The organism is Mixta intestinalis (assembly GCF_009914055.1).
In the GTDB taxonomy this organism is placed as follows: Bacteria; Pseudomonadota; Gammaproteobacteria; order Enterobacterales; family Enterobacteriaceae; genus Mixta; species Mixta intestinalis.
On sequence record NZ_CP028271.1, the window covers coordinates 781,542 to 800,673 of the forward strand.

At 54.7% G+C, this 19,132-nt stretch carries 13 protein-coding genes; 7 read left to right on the plus strand and 6 right to left on the minus strand.

Features of this window, described 5'->3' with window-relative positions; translation table 11 throughout:
- The first annotated feature begins 46 nt into the window (after positions 1-46).
- Positions 47-2,323, plus strand: a complete 2,277-nt coding sequence (gene clpA / locus C7M51_RS03665) for an ATP-dependent Clp protease ATP-binding subunit ClpA (RefSeq protein ID WP_160620553.1) — start codon at positions 47-49, stop codon at positions 2,321-2,323.
- Positions 2,324-2,463: 140 nt separating this feature from the next.
- Here the strand turns inward: clpA and infA are convergent, their stop codons facing one another.
- The 5 genes from infA to trxB all read right to left on the minus strand — a co-directional run bounded on the left by infA (position 2,464) and on the right by trxB (position 8,352).
- Positions 2,464-2,682 (minus strand): translation initiation factor IF-1, encoded by a 219-nt coding sequence (infA, locus tag C7M51_RS03670; protein ID WP_160620554.1) that lies wholly within the window; start codon positions 2,680-2,682, stop codon positions 2,464-2,466.
- Positions 2,683-2,988: 306 nt separating this feature from the next.
- Entirely contained in the window at positions 2,989-3,711 is a 723-nt protein-coding gene (gene aat / locus C7M51_RS03675; protein WP_160620555.1) for a leucyl/phenylalanyl-tRNA--protein transferase, read from the minus strand.
- A gap of 32 nt (positions 3,712-3,743) precedes the next feature.
- Positions 3,744-5,471, minus strand: coding sequence for a heme ABC transporter ATP-binding protein/permease CydC (gene cydC / locus C7M51_RS03680; RefSeq protein ID WP_160620556.1), 1,728 nt, complete (start codon positions 5,469-5,471; stop codon positions 3,744-3,746).
- Entirely contained in the window at positions 5,471-7,240 is a 1,770-nt protein-coding gene (gene cydD, locus C7M51_RS03685; RefSeq protein ID WP_160620557.1) for a heme ABC transporter permease/ATP-binding protein CydD, read from the minus strand. The genes cydC and cydD overlap by 1 nt, the downstream gene beginning before the upstream one ends.
- Positions 7,241-7,383: 143 nt before the next feature.
- Complete coding sequence (trxB, locus tag C7M51_RS03690; RefSeq protein WP_160620558.1) at positions 7,384-8,352, minus strand: thioredoxin-disulfide reductase; 969 nt, start codon at positions 8,350-8,352, stop codon at positions 7,384-7,386.
- 523 nt (positions 8,353-8,875) lie between these two features.
- Between trxB and lrp the strand changes: the two genes are divergently transcribed.
- The 6 genes from lrp (at position 8,876) to C7M51_RS03720 (ending at position 18,222) form a co-directional block, all read left to right on the plus strand.
- Positions 8,876-9,370, plus strand: a complete 495-nt coding sequence (lrp, locus tag C7M51_RS03695; RefSeq protein WP_017347019.1) for a leucine-responsive transcriptional regulator Lrp — start codon at positions 8,876-8,878, stop codon at positions 9,368-9,370.
- Between the two features lie 118 nt (positions 9,371-9,488).
- Complete coding sequence (locus C7M51_RS03700; RefSeq protein ID WP_160620559.1) at positions 9,489-13,127, plus strand: DNA translocase FtsK 4TM domain-containing protein; 3,639 nt, start codon at positions 9,489-9,491, stop codon at positions 13,125-13,127.
- Between the two features lie 191 nt (positions 13,128-13,318).
- Complete coding sequence (lolA, locus tag C7M51_RS03705) at positions 13,319-13,930, plus strand: outer membrane lipoprotein periplasmic chaperone LolA (RefSeq protein ID WP_160620560.1); 612 nt, start codon at positions 13,319-13,321, stop codon at positions 13,928-13,930.
- Between the two features lie 7 nt (positions 13,931-13,937).
- Positions 13,938-15,281, plus strand: coding sequence for a replication-associated recombination protein A (locus C7M51_RS03710; protein WP_160620561.1), 1,344 nt, complete (start codon positions 13,938-13,940; stop codon positions 15,279-15,281).
- 100 nt (positions 15,282-15,381) lie between these two features.
- The gene (gene serS, locus C7M51_RS03715; protein WP_160620562.1) at positions 15,382-16,674 is read left to right on the plus strand and encodes a serine--tRNA ligase; all 1,293 of its coding nucleotides are present in this window, start codon (positions 15,382-15,384) and stop codon (positions 16,672-16,674) included.
- 396 nt (positions 16,675-17,070) lie between these two features.
- Entirely contained in the window at positions 17,071-18,222 is a 1,152-nt protein-coding gene (locus C7M51_RS03720) for an MFS transporter (protein WP_160620563.1), read from the plus strand.
- 80 nt (positions 18,223-18,302) lie between these two features.
- Here the strand turns inward: C7M51_RS03720 and pflA are convergent, their stop codons facing one another.
- Entirely contained in the window at positions 18,303-19,043 is a 741-nt protein-coding gene (pflA, locus tag C7M51_RS03725; RefSeq protein ID WP_160620564.1) for a pyruvate formate lyase 1-activating protein, read from the minus strand.
- Positions 19,044-19,132: the final 89 nt, after the last annotated feature.

Genomic DNA, 19,132 nt, shown 5'->3' on the forward strand with positions numbered 1-19,132 from the left:
GCCATTCCGGCATGAACCGTAGGGCGATAATTGGGGGAGGTGCCTAATGCTCAATCAAGAACTGGAACTCAGTTTAAACATGGCTTTCGCCAGAGCGCGTGAGCACCGTCATGAATTTATGACCGTCGAGCATCTGCTACTGGCGCTGCTCAGTAACCCGTCGGCCAGAGAGGCACTGGAAGCCTGTACGGTGGATATTGTGGCTCTGCGGCAGGAGCTCGAAGCCTTCATCGAACAAACCACGCCGGTGCTACCGGCAACGGAAGAAGAGCGTGACACACAGCCGACGCTTAGCTTCCAGCGCGTGTTGCAGCGTGCGGTTTTCCATGTTCAGTCGTCCGGGCGCAGCGAAGTTTCTGGCGCTAACGTGCTGGTAGCTATTTTCAGCGAGCAGGAGTCGCAGGCGGCTTACCTGCTGCGTAAGCATGAAGTCAGCCGTCTTGATGTGGTGAACTTTATTTCCCACGGTACGCGTAAAGATGAGCCCGGTCAGGCGCAGGGGTCCGAAAATCAAATTAACGAAGAGCAGGCAGGCGGGGAGGAGCGTATGGAAAACTTCACCACCAATCTCAACCAGCTTGCTCGCGTTGGCGGTATCGATCCGCTGATCGGTCGCGACAAAGAGCTGGAGCGTACCGTGCAGGTGCTGTGCCGTCGACGTAAGAACAACCCGCTGCTGGTGGGCGAATCAGGCGTAGGTAAAACGGCCATTGCGGAAGGCCTGGCCTGGCGTATTGTCCAGGGTGACGTGCCGGAAGTGATGAAAGATTGCACCATCTATTCGCTTGATATCGGTTCGCTGCTGGCAGGAACCAAATATCGCGGCGATTTTGAGAAGCGCTTTAAGGCGCTGCTGAAACAGCTGGAGCAGGATGAAAGCAGCATTCTGTTTATCGATGAGATCCATACCATCATCGGTGCCGGTGCCGCTTCCGGCGGGCAGGTTGATGCTGCTAACCTGATTAAGCCGCTGCTGTCGAGCGGGCGTATTCGCGTGATGGGGTCAACTACCTATCAGGAATTCAGCAATATCTTTGAAAAAGATCGTGCGCTGGCGCGTCGTTTTCAGAAAATCGACATTACCGAGCCGAGTATTGATGAAACGGTGCAGATTCTTAACGGACTGAAACCGAAGTACGAAGCGCATCATGACGTACGCTATACGGCAAAAGCGGTGCGTGCGGCGGTAGAGCTGGCGGTGAAATATATCAACGATCGCCATCTGCCCGATAAAGCTATCGACGTGATTGATGAAGCGGGCGCACGCAGCCGACTGATGCCGGTCAGCAAACGCAAGAAAACCGTTAACGTCGCGGATATTGAATCGGTTGTGGCGCGCATTGCGCGTATTCCGGAGAAGAGCGTTTCTGCCACCGACCGTGACACGCTGCGCAACCTTGGCGATCGGCTGAAAATGCTGGTGTTTGGTCAGGATGATGCCATTGAAGCCTTAACCGAAGCGATCAAAATGAGCCGCGCCGGTCTGGGCCATGAGCGCAAACCGGTGGGTTCCTTCCTGTTTGCCGGCCCTACCGGGGTGGGTAAAACGGAGGTGACGGTACAGCTGGCGAAGGCGCTGGGCATTGAGCTGCTGCGTTTCGATATGTCCGAGTATATGGAACGTCATACCGTTAGCCGCCTGATCGGTGCGCCTCCGGGCTACGTTGGTTTCGATCAGGGTGGTCTGTTGACCGATGCGGTGATCAAGCATCCGCACGCCGTGGTGCTGCTGGATGAGATTGAAAAGGCACACCCGGATGTCTTTAACCTGCTATTGCAGGTAATGGACAACGGCATGCTGACGGACAACAACGGGCGCAAGGCGGATTTCCGTAACGTGGTGCTGGTGATGACTACCAACGCCGGGGTAAGGGAAACCGAACGTAAATCGATCGGCCTGATCCATCAGGATAACAGCACCGACGCGATGGAAGAGATCAAGAAGATCTTTACGCCGGAGTTCCGTAACCGTCTCGACAATATCATCTGGTTCCGTCACCTCTCTACCGACGTGATCCATCAGGTGGTGGATAAGTTTATCGTCGAGCTTCAGGCGCAGCTGGATGCGAAAGGCGTGTCGCTGGAAGTCAGCGACGAAGCGCGCGACTGGCTGGCGGAGAAAGGGTACGACAAAGCGATGGGCGCACGTCCGATGGCGCGCACCGTGCAGGAGAATCTGAAGAAACCGCTGGCAAATGAGCTGCTGTTTGGTTCGCTGGTGGATGGAGGTTCAGTATCGGTAACGCTCGATAAAGAGAAAAACCAGCTGGCCTACCATTTCGTTAGCGCAGAGAAGCGTAAAACGGAAGGAACGGTGCACTAAGTCGTCAACCTATGTAAACAGAAAAGGCCGGATAATACCGGCCTTTTTTTGTCGTGAGTAACGCTGGAAATGCGAAAGGCCGGTATTATCCGGCCTTTTTAGTAGACAGGCGTTAGCCTGCACCTCAACGCAAAACGTTATTAACGACTACGGAAGACAATGCGGCCTTTGCTCAGGTCGTACGGGGTCAGCTCAACAGTGACTTTGTCGCCCGTCAGAATGCGGATATAGTTTTTGCGCATTTTACCGGAGATATGAGCGATAACCACGTGTCCGTTTTCTAATTCCACGCGGAACATGGTGTTAGGTAACGTATCAAGTACGGTACCCTGCATTTCAATATTGTCTTCTTTGGCCATCGAATCCTCTGGGTGGACTTCCAAGTTTTGAACCGGCAAGATAATGCCGAATTCCACGAATTATGTAAAGAATAGTTGGTTATTATACCAACGCCTGCATGCACCTGTAGCGCAGCATACAGGCATAACCTTTGTCGTCTGGTGACAGTGACGCTAGCGGGGGGAACAGCGGCTAAGAATCTGTTAACCGGCTCAAGCCATAAATAACAGTTCTGAAGATGCATGGTAATTCCCGGCTCGGTAACTCCGATGCGCTGACGCAATAAACGGACGACATACCAAACCCGCCTATTATACCACTATTCCTCACGGTTGCGTGTAAAACATCGGATCGGCGTTAAAAAGCGTATCGCTCTGCCAGCAGGCATCGTCAACCGGTGCGTGTGCCAGCCTGCCAAGCGCCAGCAAATAGTCGAGGCGTGGGATCTCCTGAGCGCCGAGCGAAGCGGTGTGCGAGTTAAGTATCTGGCAGTCAATAAGCTGCCCGCCATGCCGTTTAAAATGTTGGCAAAAAACCAGTAGCGCGGTTTTGGAGGCGTTTTCGCGGCGGCTGAACATCGATTCACCGCAGAAAATTTGTCCCAGCGCCAACCCATACATGCCGCCCACCAGCTCATCGTCAAACCACACCTCAATCGAATGCGCATGACCCGCATCGTACAGGCGGTGCCAGGCGCGTTTGACTTCAGGCGTAATCCAGGTGCCTTCATCACGTGCGCTGGCGCAGCCTTCAACGACATCCGCAAAGGCGCGGTTCATGGTTACGCGGTAGGGCGAACGACGATGAAAACGCTTCATGCTACGGCTGAGATGAAACGCGTCCGGCAACAGGATCGCTCGCGGATCGGGCGACCACCACAAAATGGGATCGCCAGGTGAAAACCACGGAAAAATACCGCGATGATAGGCGTGAAGCAAACGTGCCGGGCTTAAATCGCCGCCCATCGCCAGCAGTCCGTTGGGTTCACGCAGCGCCATCTCCGGCGGCGGAAAATTAAGCGAGTCGCGTGACAGCTGGATCAATCGCATCTATGAAAAGCCCTGCTTCCTGAAAACTATGACTATAGCGTAAAGCGCTGCTGAAAATGCCAGTAGCGTCCGCGTTTCGCCATTAATTCATCGTGTTTGCCTTGTTCAACGATCTTGCCCCGATCCATAACGCAAATGCGAGCGAAATTATCCAGCCCCTGCAGGCGATGGGTCACCATGATGGTGGTTTTATCAGCGGTGACGCGCGCCAACAGAGCCAGAATCTGCTGCTCCGTTTCCGCATCCAGCCCTTCGGTTGGTTCATCAAGCAGCATGATAGGGCTGTTATGCAGCAGCGCGCGTGCGATAGCCAGACGACGCAGCTCGCCGCCGGAAAGCTGGCGTCCTCCTTCGCCCAGCCAGGCGTTAAGGCCCTGATCGTCAGCCAGCAGCTTCTCCAGCCCCACCTGCTTCAGGACATCGATCAGCGCTTCATCGCTGCACTCCGTTGCCGCCAGCAGTAAATTATCGCGCAGCGTCTGGTTAAACAGATGCACCCGCTGGCTGACTACGCCAATCGCCGCGCGCAGTGCAGGCTCGCTCCATTCTGTCAGCGCTATATCGCCAATGCGGATTTCACCTTCCTGTGGATCCCAGGCGCGGGTAAGCAGCTGTAATAGCGTGCTTTTACCACATCCTGTTGGGCCAAGCAGGGCGACGGACTCACCGGGCTGTACCCGAAGCGACAGGTGTTGCAGGGCAGGGCCAAGTGCATTGGGATAAGAGAACGTCACATTGTTTAGCAGTAGCGCACCTGCGCTCGCCGTTTGGTTATTCTGTGAAAACCGTACGGCAGGCCGCTGAGCCAGCACCTGCTGGATGCGGGCTGCGGAGGCGAAAACCTGTCCAAGGTGGAGAAAGGCGCTACCCACCGGTGCCAGCGCCTCGAATGCCGCCAGCGCACAAAAAACAAACAGCGCCAGCAGCGCGCCGGGCGGCTGCCATACCCCGACGCCGCCTGCGCTCAGCCAAAGTATCAATGTTACCGTTGCGCCACTAATCAGCAGCAGTAACGACTGTGAAAGCCCCGTCAGGCTCGCCTGGCGACGCTGCGCCTGCTGCCAGCTTGCTTCGGTCTCATCCAGCTGTTGACGGCTGTTTTCAACGCTGCCGTAAAGTGAGAGTTCAGCCTGCGCCTGTAGCCAGCGGGTCAGCTGTTGACGATAGCGTGCGCGCTGGAACGTCATGGTTTCGCCAGCAGGACGTCCGATATGGTAAAAGAGCGGCGGCAACAGCAGCAGCGTAAGCAGCATAATCGTGCCCAGCGTCAGCGCCAGCGGAATATCGAGCCAGCACAGCCCCAACGTCACTACGATAATGACCACCAGCGCGCCGATGAAAGGGGAGATGATGCGCAGGTAGAGATGATCGAGCGTATCGACATCAGCGACAAAACGGTTAAGCAGGTCGCCCTGGCGAAAATGCGCAATGCCCGCAGGCGACAGCGGCAGCAGACGGCTAAAGGTAAAAACGCGCAGATGCTGCAATACGCGGAAAGTACCATCATGGCTGACCAGCCGTTCAAAATAACGCGCTACGGTGCGAATAATCGCTGCTCCGCGCACGCCAGCAGCGGGAAGCATGTAGTTAAAGCTGTAAAGGCCCGCACCGCCCGCCAGTGAAGCGGCGGCAAGAAACCAGCCTGACAACGTTAACAGACCGGTACTGGCTAACAGCGTAACGATCGCCAGCAATATGCCCAGCGTAAGACGCCAGAAATGGCGGCGGTAAAGCCGCAAAAAAGGTCGCAGAATCGTCATTATGCCAGTTCCCCCTGACGATGGGCGAGCAGGGCAGCAAAAGGCCCCGGCTGCCCGGCGAGCTGTTGCCAGCCGCCACGCTGTATAATTTGTCCGTCGCGCATCACCCAGATTTCATCCCACTGCGCCAGATCGTGTAGCTGATGTGTTACCAGCAGCGTGGATTGCTGCCGGGCGGCGGTTAACAGCGCGCGCATCACGTGCTGTTCGCTGGTTGCATCAAGACTGGCGGCCGGTTCGTCAAGCAGCAGCAGCTGGCAGGGTTTCAACAACGCCCGCGCGACGGCAATACGTTGCGCCTGGCCCTGAGACAGGCCGCCGTTTTGATCGCCAATTTCACTCTCCAGCCCCTGCGGCAGCCGGGCGATAAATTCATCTACACCAGCCAGCTGGAGTAGCTGTTCTAAACGTGCCGCAGAAACCGACTGGCCGTTAAGAATATTATCCCGTACCGTCGCCTGCGGCAGCTGAGGATTTTGCCCCACCCAGGCCAGCGCCCGATGCCAGCTGTCCCGCTGTAAATCACGCAGCTCAACGCCATTAATTAACAGTGAACCCTGGTAGGGAAGGAAGCCGAGCAGAACGTTAATTAAGGAACTTTTACCGGCGCCACTCTGCCCGACCAGCGCAATACGCTGGCCCGGCAGCAGTGAAAAATCGAGCGGCCCGGCCAGCACTGTGCCATCCGGTGCCAGAATTTTAAGCGCTCGCGCCTCTATATGCAGCGGGCTATCGTCATTCAGCGGCCGTTTTCCCTCAGATGACGGCGATTCTTCATGCGTGGAAAGAAAATGGTGTAACGCATCGGCAGCGCCGACCGCCTGCGCTTTGGCATGATAAAAGGCACCGAGATCGCGTAACGGTTGAAAAAATTCCGGTGCCAGAATCAGGGCCAGAAAACCGGCAAACAGCGTAACGCGTGCACCGTAATGACCAAAATCGAGTTCGCCAAGATAGGAAAAACCAAAATAGACGGCGACGATAGCAATTGAGACCGAGGCGAAAAACTCCAGCAGCGCCGATGAGAGAAACGCCAGCCGCAGCACTTCCATTGTGCGCTGGCGAAAATCCTCGGTCGCGTTGGCAATCGCCTGGGTTTCTGCCGTACCGCGATGAAACAGACGCAGCGTATCCAGCCCGCGTAATCGATCGAGAAAATCGCCGCTAAGACGCGCCAGCGCCTGAAAGTTACGGCGGTTTGCATCGGCGGCCCCCATACCGACCAGCGCCATAAACAGCGGGATCAGCGGTGCGGTAACCAGCAAAATAACGCCAGCGGCCCAGTTAACCGGAAAGATAACCAGCAGAATCAGTACCGGCACCAGCACCGCCAGATTCATTTGTGGCAGATAGCGTGCGTAATAATCCTGCATCTCTTCTATCTGCTCCAGCAGCAGCGTTGCCCAGCTACCGGCGGGCTTTCCCTGAATCCATGCCGGGCCCAGCTGTTGCAAACGATCGAGCACCTGCTTGCGCAATGCGCGGCGGATGTGCTCGCCGGAGCGATAGCCTGCCTGTTCACGCAGCCAGCCAAGCAGGGCGCGTGCGGCAAAACAGAGCAGTAGCAATAGCATGGCAGGCAGCCACTGGGCGCGCGGCTGCTGCGCCATAATTAATCGATCCATTAGTGTCGCCAGCAGCCAGGCCTGAGCGACGATCAGCAAGGCGCTGGCCAGACCCAGCAGTGTAGAAACTGAAGTCCAGGGGCGAGCATGTACGCGCTGTTGACGCAGCCAGCGGGTAAGTTGTTGTTGACGTTTTTTTTCCATGCGAGGCCGTTTGATTATAAAAACAGGCTGGCCGATTCATCAGATGCAGGCCAGCAGAGGCGCAGGCAATGTAGCATGGTGACCAGAAAAAAGGCGACTGTTGAACAGTCGCCTGGAAGAAATAAGATCAGATAATTAACAAGTTAAGTATTGTTTTTAACTAATCCATCCAGATAGCGTTCTGCATCCAGCGCCGCCATACAGCCAGTACCGGCAGAGGTAATCGCCTGACGATAGGTATGATCCATTACGTCGCCCGCAGCAAAAACACCGGGGATGCTGGTCTGGGTGGCGTTACCATGCAGGCCGGACTGAACTTTGATATAGCCGTTTTCCAGTTCCAGCTGACCGGCGAAGATAGCGGTATTCGGGCTGTGACCGATAGCGACAAACAGGCCAGCCACTTCCAGCTCTTCCGTCTGTTGCGCATCATGGGTGGCGCGCAGGCGCACTGAGGTAACGCCCATCTGATCGCCCAGTACTTCATCCAGTTCACGATGGGTGTGCAGGATGATATTACCGCTGGCGACTTTTTCCATCAGACGGTTAACCAGGATTTTTTCCGCACGGAAGCTGTCGCGACGGTGGATCAGATGAACCTCGGCGGCGATGTTAGAGAGATAGAGCGCCTCTTCCACGGCGGTATTGCCGCCGCCAACGACCGCTACTTTCTGTTTGCGATAGAAGAATCCATCACAGGTCGCGCAGGCGGAAACGCCTTTCCCTTTAAACGCCTCTTCAGACGGCAGGCCAAGGTAACGGGCGGAAGCGCCGGTAGCGATAATCAGGGCGTCAGTCGTATATTCTCCGCTGTCACCGATCAGGCGAAATGGGCGATTCTGCAAATCAACGGTATGGATATGATCGAAAACGATCTCGGTCTTGAACTTCAGCGCGTGCTCGTGCATCCGCTCCATTAATAGCGGACCCGTTAAATCATCAGGATCGCCTGGCCAGTTTTCAACTTCAGTCGTAGTGGTTAACTGGCCGCCTTTTTCCAGGCCGGTGATTAACACCGGATTCAGGTTAGCGCGTGCAGCGTAAACGGCTGCGGTGTAGCCTGCCGGACCAGAGCCCAGAATAAGCAATTTACTGTGTGTGGCCGTGCCCATGAGATCCTCATTATTTAACTGGCAACATGGGAACCGATTGTAGGGAATTTACCGGCGCAAAAAAAGCATTCTGCGATTTTGTTAACAATTGATGTAAAAGGTTTAATCGATAGACCATATCGTGCGGGAAAAGAGTAGTTAAAAAGGGTGCGGGAACGTTGAAGCACAGCTCAAAAGGCTGAAATAACCACTTTAAATGGTTCCGGCCCGCAATGGGTTGGCATGTTCTCCTGATTTTCAATGTTTTGCTTTGACAATCGCCTGCGCTTTTGCGAAAACATTGTGGGAAGCAGAGAATATTTGGGCTATGTAAATAGGTTTTCATACCACTTTTTACGTTTAATACCGAATAAACTCAGCCTGTCATTGGTAATGGCGCATGGTGTGGACAGACAGTATGCGTTATGCGGATGAATGCTGGTACAGCAACAGGCTTACTGACTTCGCTTAACAAAAGACCCTGTACACAGATAATGTTCAGGGTATGGCAGGCAAAGGGAAGGAATGAAGAGAGACAATAATAATGGTAGACAATAAAAAACGCCCCGGAAAAGACCTCGACAGAATCGACAGAAATATTCTGAACGAGTTACAGAAAGATGGTCGTATTTCCAATGTTGAACTTTCCAAACGCGTTGGGCTATCGCCTACGCCGTGCCTGGAACGTGTACGCCGCCTGGAACGTCAGGGCTTTATTCTCGGCTACACTGCGTTGCTTAATCCCCATTATCTTGACGCATCCCTGCTGGTTTTCGTTGAGATTACTCTGAATCGCGGCGCACCCGACGTGTTTGAACAATTTAACGCCGCTGTACAAAAACTTGAGGAAACTCAAGAGTGTCACCTCGTTTCCGGTGATTTTGACTACCTGCTGAAAACGCGCGTGCCGGATATGTCTGCCTATCGTAAGCTGCTGGGCGAAACCCTGCTGCGTCTGCCGGGCGTTAACGATACGCGCACCTATGTGGTGATGGAAGAGGTAAAACAGAGCAACCGGCTGGTGATTAAAACGCGATAACACAGGGCAGGTGCAAAACCTGGTGGTATTCGGTACACTCCTGTGAATTCATACAGGCACAGCGTCGGTTAGTCCGGCGCTGTTTCCTTCATAGTTTACAGGCACCTGGAGAGTTCTCTTGAGCCAGGAATATACAGAAGATAAAGATGTGTCTCTTAAGCCGCTGAGTAGCGGTCGTCGCCTGCTCGAAGCGTTGCTGATTCTTGTTGCGCTGTTTGCCGTCTATTTGATGGTAGCGCTGGTCAGTTTTAATCCTTCCGATCCCAGCTGGTCGCAGACCGCCTGGCATGAACCTATCCATAATCTGGGCGGCAGTGTTGGCGCCTGGCTGGCCGATACGTTACTGTTTATTTTCGGCGTAATGGCCTACGCCATTCCTCCCGTTATTCTGGGGCTGTGCTGGATTACGTTCCGTCAGCGCGATCGCCAGGATTATATCGATTATTTTGCTGTCGGCCTGCGTCTGATCGGCGTGTTGGCGTTGGTGGTCACTACCTGTGGTCTGGCGGCGCTCAACGCCGATGATATCTGGTATTTTGCTTCCGGCGGCGTAATTGGCAGCCTGGTCAGTAATGCGATGGGGCCTTATCTGAACGGTGCCAGCGGAACTCTGGCTTTGCTCTGTATCTGGGCGGCCGGGCTGACGCTCTATACCGGCTGGTCCTGGCTGACGATAGCTGAAAAAATTGGTGCGGTGGTTATGGGCGTGCTGACGTTTGCCAGCAATCGCTCGCGCGCTGAAGAAACCTGGTATGAGGACGATGAGCCCGCTCCCGCACCGAAAATTAAACGCGCAGCGCGGCTGGACGACGATGAGGATGTGCTGCTGTCGGCACCGCGTAAGCAGCGGGACGATGATGAAACAGATGTCGATCCGCTACTGGCTGATGCGCCAGAGAGTGAGGAGAGCGCAACCTCGATACCGCAGGCCGATACTGCACCGTCACAGACGGTGACCGCTCAGTCCCAGCCAGCGGCTGCTCCATCTGCAGTCGGGCAAATGCCGGTGGCTCAGCCACAGGCAGCAGCTGCACAGCATGATACCCGTTCTGCATACACCCCGCAGGGCGAAGGGTTACAGCCAGCTCCCGCGATGAGTGCGTCTCAGTCAAATCATCCGGCGGCTCCGGCTGATGGCGTTGCGCCGCCGCTTTACCGCTTTGAGGTACCGCAGCAGGCAAGTGATGCCTTTACGCCGTACGCCGAAGATGAAGGGCCGCAGATGGGCAACTGGCAGGATACCGCAACAACAACGCCGCAAGCGGGTGCTGCCGCAGCAGCCATTGCTTCTGCCGCCGTTTCGCCACCGGCGTCGCCCTTTATGCCAGCCAGCGCGCCGGAAGAGAATAATCCGCAGATTAAACAGGGCATCGGCCCTGAACTGCCGCGTCCGAAGCCGGTCAAGTTGCCGACGCGTCGTGAGCTGGCCTCCTGGGGAATAAAACTGCCGTCGCAGCGTCTGGCGGAAGAGAAAGCCAAACAGGAAGCTCAACAGCAGACGACTGTACCTCAGGATGATGAGCAGGCCGCCGCGCAGGATGAATCTCAGCTGCGTAACGCCTTTATGGCGCAGCAGAAAGCGCGCTATGGACAGGATTACGCCAGCGAAGAAGAGGAAAGCGCAATGCAGCAGGCGGCGCTGGCGCAACAGTTTGCTCAACAACAGCAGCAACGTTACGCGCAGGCGGAGCAGGTCGAGCCCGCTATATCACAGACGATAGCACAGCCGATGCAGGCCGTTCAGTCGGAGACGCAGCCGCACTATGCGCAGCCGACCCGTCCCGATTTAACCTGGCAGCATCAGGCAATGCCGCAGGATAATCCGCCGCAGCCTGAAACCTCTGGCTTCACATTGGATCCTGCCGCCGCCTTTGATTTTTCCCCGATGGAAGATCTGGTTGATGATGGTCCGAGCGAGCCGATTTTTACCATCGCAGCACCGCCGGAGCCGGAAATGCCCGCCAGCGATGCGCAGTGGCAGCAGCCTGCGCAGGAAGTTGAGCCGCATTATTATCGTGAGCCGGAAATCGTTCCGGCTCCGCAGCCAGCTGCACCGGTCACGCCTGCTTCACCATCCGGCTGGCAAAGTGCGCCGCAGCCTGCCTTCTCATCGGCACCAGAACCGCACTCTGCGTTCTCTCCGGCAGACGAACAGCAGGCTGCCTTTGCGCCAGTGGCTGAGCCGCAGGTGCAGGAAGCCAGCGAATCATCGCTGTCGGATAGCCTGATCCATCCTTTCCTGATGCGTCATGAGCAGCCGCTGCATAAGCCGACGACGCCGTTGCCAACGCTGGATTTGCTGACTTCACCGCCCGCAGAGGAAGAGCCGGTAGATATGTTCGCGCTGGAGCAGACCGCTCGCCTGGTTGAGGCGCGACTGGCAGACTATCGCGTTAAGGCAGAAGTGGTAGGTATCTCGCCGGGGCCGGTTATTACGCGCTTTGAGCTGGATCTGGCGCCGGGCGTTAAGGCTGCGCGTATCTCCAATCTGTCACGCGATCTGGCTCGTTCACTTTCAGCGGTCGCCGTGCGTGTGGTAGAGGTGATCCCCGGCAAGCCTTATGTTGGCCTGGAGTTGCCAAACAAGCGTCGTCAAACCGTCTATCTGCGCGAGGTGCTCGACTGCGCCAGCTTCCGCGATAATCCGTCACCGCTTGCCGTGGTGTTGGGTAAAGATATTGCTGGTCAGCCGGTGGTTGCCGATCTGGCGAAGATGCCTCACCTGCTGGTGGCTGGTACAACCGGTTCCGGTAAATCGGTTGGGGTAAACGCCATGATCATCAGCATGCTGTATAAGGCGACGCCGGAAGAGGTGCGCTTTATCATGATCGACCCGAAAATGCTTGAGCTGTCGGTTTATGAAGGCATCCCGCACCTGCTGACGGAAGTGGTTACCGACATGAAGGATGCGGCCAACGCGCTGCGCTGGAGCGTCGGGGAGATGGAGCGCCGCTATAAGCTGATGTCTGCGCTGGGCGTTCGTAACCTCGCGGGCTATAACGAGAAGATCGAACAGGCTGAAGCGATGGGCCGCCCGATTCCCGATCCGTTCTGGAAGCCGGGTGACAGTATGGATATGCTGCCGCCAACGCTGGAAAAACTGCCTTATATCGTAGTGATGGTGGATGAATTCGCCGATCTGATGATGGCAGTTGGTAAGAAAGTGGAAGAGCTGATCGCTCGTCTGGCTCAGAAGGCGCGTGCGGCAGGTATTCACCTTGTCCTGGCTACGCAACGTCCATCGGTAGATGTGATTACCGGCCTGATTAAGGCAAATATTCCTACGCGTATCGCTTTTACCGTATCGAGTAAGATTGATTCGCGTACCATTCTCGATCAGGGCGGCGCGGAATCGCTGCTGGGAATGGGGGACATGCTCTATATGCCGCCGAACTCCTCGATACCTGTGCGCGTTCACGGCGCTTTCGTCCGCGATCAGGAAGTACATGCGGTGGTGCAGGACTGGAAAGCCCGTGGACGCCCTCAGTACATCGACAGTATTACCGCTGGCGAAGAGAGCGAAGGTGGCAGCCTGGGGCTGGATGGCGATGAAGAGCTGGATCCGTTATTCGATCAGGCGGTGGCTTTTGTGGTGGAAAAACGTCGCGCCTCTATTTCCGGTGTACAGCGTCAGTTCCGCATTGGCTATAACCGCGCTGCACGTATCATTGAACAAATGGAAGTGCAGAGCATTGTTTCGCCGCCGGGGCATAACGGCAACCGCGAGGTGCTGGCACCGCCGCCGCACGAAATGTAATAAAACGGCGTTCGCGCTGTCAGAGAGTAAGCGGGCCGGCATAACCGGCCCGTTGTTTATTTATGCATCAGGCAGCTTCTGCCACAGCGCTTTCAGCATATTCTCCTGTCGGGAAGCGAACTGTCAGTCTAATCTGTAACAGGAGTTGGAACTGACACGAAATAAAACGACATGAAAAGGAATCGGTAGTCATGAAGAAATTAGTTATTGCATGTGGTTTACTTTCAGCGCTGACCTCCGCTGGTGCGCTGGCCGATGCCTCCAGCGAGCTACAGCAGCGCCTGGATAAAGTCAGCAGCTTCCATGCCAGCTTCAGTCAAAAAGTGACCGACGCCAGCGGAGCGAACGTGCAGGAAGGGGAAGGCGAACTGTGGGTAAAACGCCCAAACCTGTTTAACTGGCACATGACCGCACCGGATGAGAGCATTATCGTTTCCGACGGCAAAACGTTGTGGTTCTATAATCCTTTTGTTGAGCAGGTCAGCGCTACCTGGCTGAACAGCGCAACCAGCAACACGCCGTTTATGTTGATTGCACGTAACCAGCGCAGCGACTGGCAGCAATATAATGTGAAGCAGCACGGCGACACTTTTGAACTGACGCCAAAAAGCGATGCCGGAAATCTGAAGCAGTTTATGGTGAACGTTTCCAGCAACGGCACGATTAACCAGTTCAGCGCTATCGAGCAGGATGGCCAGCGCAGCAGCTATATGTTAAAAAGCCAGCAAAACGGGGCGGTCAGCGCCGATAAATTTACCTTTACGCCACCAAAAGGGGTGACGGTAGACGACCAACGTCAGTGAGGTTGAGTTGAGTAATCTCTCGCTTGATTTTTCTTCTGAGCAGTTTCAACCGTTGGCCGCGCGTATGCGGCCAACGCTGCTTGAGCACTATATCGGGCAGCAGCACCTTCTTGCGCTTGGAAAACCACTAACGCGTGCTATTGAAGCGGGCCATCTGCATTCCATGATCCTGTGGGGGCCGCCCGGCACCGGCAAAACGACGCTGGCCGAGTTGATTGGACGCTACGGTAATGCTGACGTTGAGCGCATCTCTGCCGTTACCTCCGGCATTAAAGAGATCCGTGAGGCGATCGAGCGGGCGCGCCAGAATCGTCAGGCTGGACGCCGGACTATCCTGTTTGTTGATGAGGTGCATCGCTTTAATAAAAGCCAGCAGGACGCATTTTTGCCCCATATTGAAGATGGTACTATCACCTTTATCGGCGCGACGACCGAAAACCCTTCCTTCGAACTAAACTCGGCGCTGCTGTCGCGTGCGCGTGTCTATTTGCTGAAGTCGCTTACTACCGACGAGATCGAAACCGTGCTGGAGCAGGCGCTGACCGACAGCGAGCGCGGACTGGGTAAAGAGAACATCGAGCTGCCTGCGGCAACGCGTCGCATGATTGCGGAGCTGGTGAATGGCGATGCGCGCCGGGCGCTGAATACGCTGGAAATGATGGCCGATATGGCTGAGAGTGACGCACAAGGAAAGCGTACGCTAACGCCTCAGCTGTTAAATGAGGTTTCCGGCGAGCGGGCGGCACGTTTCGATAATAAAGGCGATCGCTATTACGATCTGATCTCGGCGCTGCATAAGTCGGTACGCGGCTCTGCGCCGGACGCCGCGCTTTACTGGTATGCGCGCATTATCACTGCCGGTGGCGATCCGCTCTATGTGGCGCGCCGCCTGCTGGCAATCGCTTCTGAAGATGTCGGCAACGCCGATCCGCGAGCTATGCAGGTCGCTATTGCCGCGTGGGATTGCTTTACCCGCGTTGGCCCGGCGGAGGGCGAGCGCGCTATCGCCCAGGCGATTGTTTATCTTGCCTGTGCGCCAAAAAGCAATGCGGTCTATACCGCTTTTAAAGCGGCAATGCGTGACGCACGTGAAAAACCGGATTTCGATGTGCCGGAACATTTGCGCAATGCGCCAACGAAATTAATGAAAGAGATGGGGCTGGGCAAGGCCTATCGTTACGCGCATGATGAACCTAACGCCTACGCGGCTGGAGAGGATTATTTCCCCGCGGAAATGGCGCAGACTCGCTACTATCAACCTACCAGCCGTGGGCTGGAAGGTAAAATTGGTGAAAAGCTCGCCTGGCTGGCGAAGCAGGATCAAAATAGCCCGACAAAACGCTACCGCTAACCCAGGCGTTGCGGTAAGGTTAGCGCAATAGCCAGGTGGACCCTGAAGGAACGCTTTGGTTCAACATTCTTTTTTTAATTACAGTAAGCACAGGATAAGCATGCTCGATCCCAATCTGCTGCGTAACGAGCCAGACGCAGTCGCAGAAAAACTGGCACGCCGAGGATTTAAACTGGATGTGGAGACGCTCAACTCGCTTGAGGAGCGCCGTAAAGTTCTGCAGGTAGAAACGGAAAATCTGCAGGCCGAGCGTAATGCCCGTTCTAAATCCATCGGACAGGCGAAAGCGCGCGGGGAAGATATTGAGCCACTGCGTCAGGAAGTTAACGCACTGGGCGAGCGTCTGGATGCGGCTAAAGCCGAACTGGATGCGCTGCAGAACCAGATTCGGGATTTTTCACTGGCGTTACCTAACTTACCGGCTGACGAAGTTCCGTTGGGTAAAGATGACTCTGAAAATCTGGAAATCAGCCGCTGGGGGGAACCGCGCCAGTTTGATTTCCCGGTACGCGATCATGTCGATCTGGGCGAGATGGCAAAAGGACTGGACTTTGCTTCCGCAGTAAAACTGACCGGCTCACGTTTCGTGGTGATGCAGGGACAGATTGCGCGCCTGCACCGTGCCCTGAGCCAGTTCATGCTCGATCTGCATACGCAGCAGCATGGTTATACCGAAACCTACGTTCCCTATCTGGTCAACCATGCCACGCTATATGGTACCGGCCAGCTGCCAAAATTTGGCGAGGATCTGTTCCATACCCGTCCGCTGGAAGAAGAGGCAGACAGCAGTAACTATGCGTTGATTCCAACGGCAGAAGTACCGCTGACCAACCTGGTACGTGACGAAATCGTTGAAGAAGAATCTTTACCGATCAAACTTACCGCCCATACGCCGTGCTTCCGTGCCGAAGCAGGCTCTTACGGTCGTGATACGCGTGGTCTGATCCGTATGCACCAGTTCGATAAAGTTGAGATGGTGCAGATTGTTCGTCCGGAAGATTCAATGCAGGCACTGGAAGAGCTGGTTGGCCATGCGGAAAAAGTGTTGCAGCTGCTGAATCTGCCTTATCGTAAAGTGCTGCTCTGTACCGGTGATATGGGTGCTGGCTCAGCCAAAACCTACGATCTGGAGGTATGGCTGCCAGCGCAAAATACCTATCGTGAGATCTCTTCCTGCTCCAATATGTGGGATTTCCAGGCCCGTCGTATGCAGGCTCGCTGCCGCAGCAAGCACGATAAAAAATCGCGTCTGGTGCATACGCTGAACGGTTCAGGTCTGGCCGTAGGCCGTACGCTGGTAGCCGTGCTGGAAAACTACCAGCAGGCTGACGGTCGTATTGAAGTGCCGGAAGTGCTGCGCCCTTATATGGGTGGCCTGACAATTATCGGCTAATGATTTAATCGATCCAGCCCGCCGCTGATCCCGGCGGGCTTTTTTATGGTTATAGCTAAAAAACGGTGATGGGGCAGAGCGGTTAGTTATCGCTATCTGAGAGCGATCCGTTAGCTTATTTCGGATAAATAAAAGCGCGCCTGTAATTATTTAAATACGCCAGCAGACCAAAAAATAAATATATCGAGATTTTTATTCTTATTAATTATAACTATCTGATTATAATATATTTTATCAAATATTTAACGCCAATTTTTCCACCCGCCTACGTTGATTAATAAAAAAATTAAATCGCGCTGATGCAAATCGTGCCGCCAAGAAATGCCATACATTGACTTTAAAAACAGGAGTGGCACTATTCGCTCACTTTCTCTCATTTCCCTGTGATTTTTACCGATGTCCACCTGGTCTCGTCCCGTTGTGCTGCTTCTCTGCGGCCTGCTGTTGCTGACGGTTTCTATCGCCGTAATGAACACGCTGGTTCCGTTATGGCTGACCCATGATAATTTGCCAACCTGGCAGGTTGGTATGGTGAGCTCTTCCTATTTTACCGGCAACCTTGTTGGTACTTTGGTGGCTGGCTGGCTGATCAAACACTACGGCTTTAACCGTAGCTATTATCTGGCTTCGCTGGTGTTTGCCACCGCCACCGCATCGCTGGGATTCAGTGACGGCTTCTGGAGTTGGACAGTATGGCGGCTGGTCGCCGGTATTGGCTGCGCCTGGATATGGGTAGTCGTGGAAAGCGCCTTGCTGTGTAGCGGAACGCTGCGTAATCGTGGACAGCTGCTGGCAGCTTATATGATTGTTTATTATCTCGGCACGGTAGCTGGTCAGCTGCTGGTCAGTAAAGTTCCTACGGGGATAATGAACGTGCTGCCATGGGTAAGCGCGGTGATTCTGGCTGGCGTGTTGCCTGTTCTCTTTATGAGAATTAATCCGGTCGCTAATGAAGAAGAGGGTGCGCCGGGACGCATATGGCCCATGTTACGCCGCCGTAGCTCAAGGCTGGGAATTAACGGCTGTATTATGTCCGGTATTGTACTGGGTTCACTGTATGGCCTGATGCCACTCTATCTTGCTCATAAGGGCGTCAGTGATGCTAATGTCGGTTACTGGATGGCGCTGTTAGTGAGTGCCGGGATCATTGGTCAGTGGCCAATTGGCCGTCTTGCCGATCGCTATGGGCGTTTGCTGGTGCTGCGGGTGCAGGTGTTTGTGCTGATTCTTGGCGCCGTAGCGATGCTGAGCAATACGGCGATGGCTCCGGCACTGTTTATCCTGGGGGCTTCATGTTTTACGCTTTATCCGGTAGCGATGTCGTGGGCTTGTGAAACAGTTAAACATCATGAGCTGGTGGCAATGAATCAGGCGCTGTTGATGAGCTATACCATCGGCAGCCTGGCAGGTCCAAGCATGACGGCGATGCTGATGCAGCACTACTCTGACCGTCTGCTGTTTGTGATGATTGCTGCGGTGGCGCTGGTTTATCTGATTATGCTGTTACGTAAGGTGAATCACCACGTTACGCCGGTGGCCCAGGCCTGACATCTGAGCCTGATTTCCGAAATAGAGAAGGGCGACCGTGTCGCCCTTACTTATTTTTTAACGTCTGTCAGCGCTGTTTTCTAATACATCACTTTATGACCGTAGCCTTCAAGGATATGCTTGATGCGATCCATCGTATCTGCTTTTGGCGGTTTCACACCTTCCAGCTTATATTCTTCGCCCATGGCAATCCATTTATGTTTGCCCAGTTCATGATAGGGCAGCAGCTCAATCTTCTCGATATTGCTCATGTCACGGGTAAACTCACCAAGTCGGTGGGCTGAATCATCATCATCGGTGTAGCCCGGTACGATAACGTAGCGTATCCAGGTGCGGATACCTTTTTTTGCGATATAGCGCGCAAAATCCATGACGCGGTGATTCGATACGCCGACGAGGATCTGATGGACATCATCGTTAATCTGCTTCAGATCGAGCATTACCAGATCGGTCACTTCCAGCAGTTCATCAATAACCGGATCGTAGCGACGTACAAAACCGTTAGTATCCAGACAGGTATGAATGCCTTCCGCTTTACAGGCGCGGAACCAGTCGCGTACAAAAGCCGCCTGCAATATCGCCTCGCCGCCTGATGCGGTGACGCCGCCGCCGGAAGCATTGATGAAGTGACGGTAAGAGAGCACGTCCCGCATCAGTTCTTCAACCGTCACTTCTTTACCGCCGTGAGTATCCCAGGTATCGCGATTATGGCAATAAAGGCAGCGCATCAGGCAGCCCTGAAAGAAGGTGATAAAGCGGATTCCGGGACCGTCAACGGTGCCACAAGATTCGAATGAGTGAATACGACCGGTACATGACATTGCGATGAGTTCTCCAAAGTGAACCTGCCTGGCAGGTGACGCAGTCTTTAAGCGTTGCTGCGTTCAATTGAGTCTGATTTGCCAGATGA

Coding starts and splice junctions, on each gene's coding strand:
- trxB (WP_160620558.1), bottom strand. CDS start 8,352: ATGGGCACGGCCACACACAGTAAATTGCTTATTCTGGGCTCTGGTCCG.
- pflA (WP_160620564.1), bottom strand. CDS start 19,043: ATGTCATGTACCGGTCGTATTCACTCATTCGAATCTTGTGGCACCGTT.
- infA (WP_160620554.1), bottom strand. CDS start 2,682: ATGGCCAAAGAAGACAATATTGAAATGCAGGGTACCGTACTTGATACG.
- lrp (WP_017347019.1), top strand. CDS start 8,876: ATGGTAGACAATAAAAAACGCCCCGGAAAAGACCTCGACAGAATCGAC.
- cydC (WP_160620556.1), bottom strand. CDS start 5,471: ATGACGATTCTGCGACCTTTTTTGCGGCTTTACCGCCGCCATTTCTGG.
- lolA (WP_160620560.1), top strand. CDS start 13,319: ATGAAGAAATTAGTTATTGCATGTGGTTTACTTTCAGCGCTGACCTCC.
- serS (WP_160620562.1), top strand. CDS start 15,382: ATGCTCGATCCCAATCTGCTGCGTAACGAGCCAGACGCAGTCGCAGAA.
- clpA (WP_160620553.1), top strand. CDS start 47: ATGCTCAATCAAGAACTGGAACTCAGTTTAAACATGGCTTTCGCCAGA.
- C7M51_RS03720 (WP_160620563.1), top strand. CDS start 17,071: ATGTCCACCTGGTCTCGTCCCGTTGTGCTGCTTCTCTGCGGCCTGCTG.
- cydD (WP_160620557.1), bottom strand. CDS start 7,240: ATGGAAAAAAAACGTCAACAACAACTTACCCGCTGGCTGCGTCAACAG.
- aat (WP_160620555.1), bottom strand. CDS start 3,711: ATGCGATTGATCCAGCTGTCACGCGACTCGCTTAATTTTCCGCCGCCG.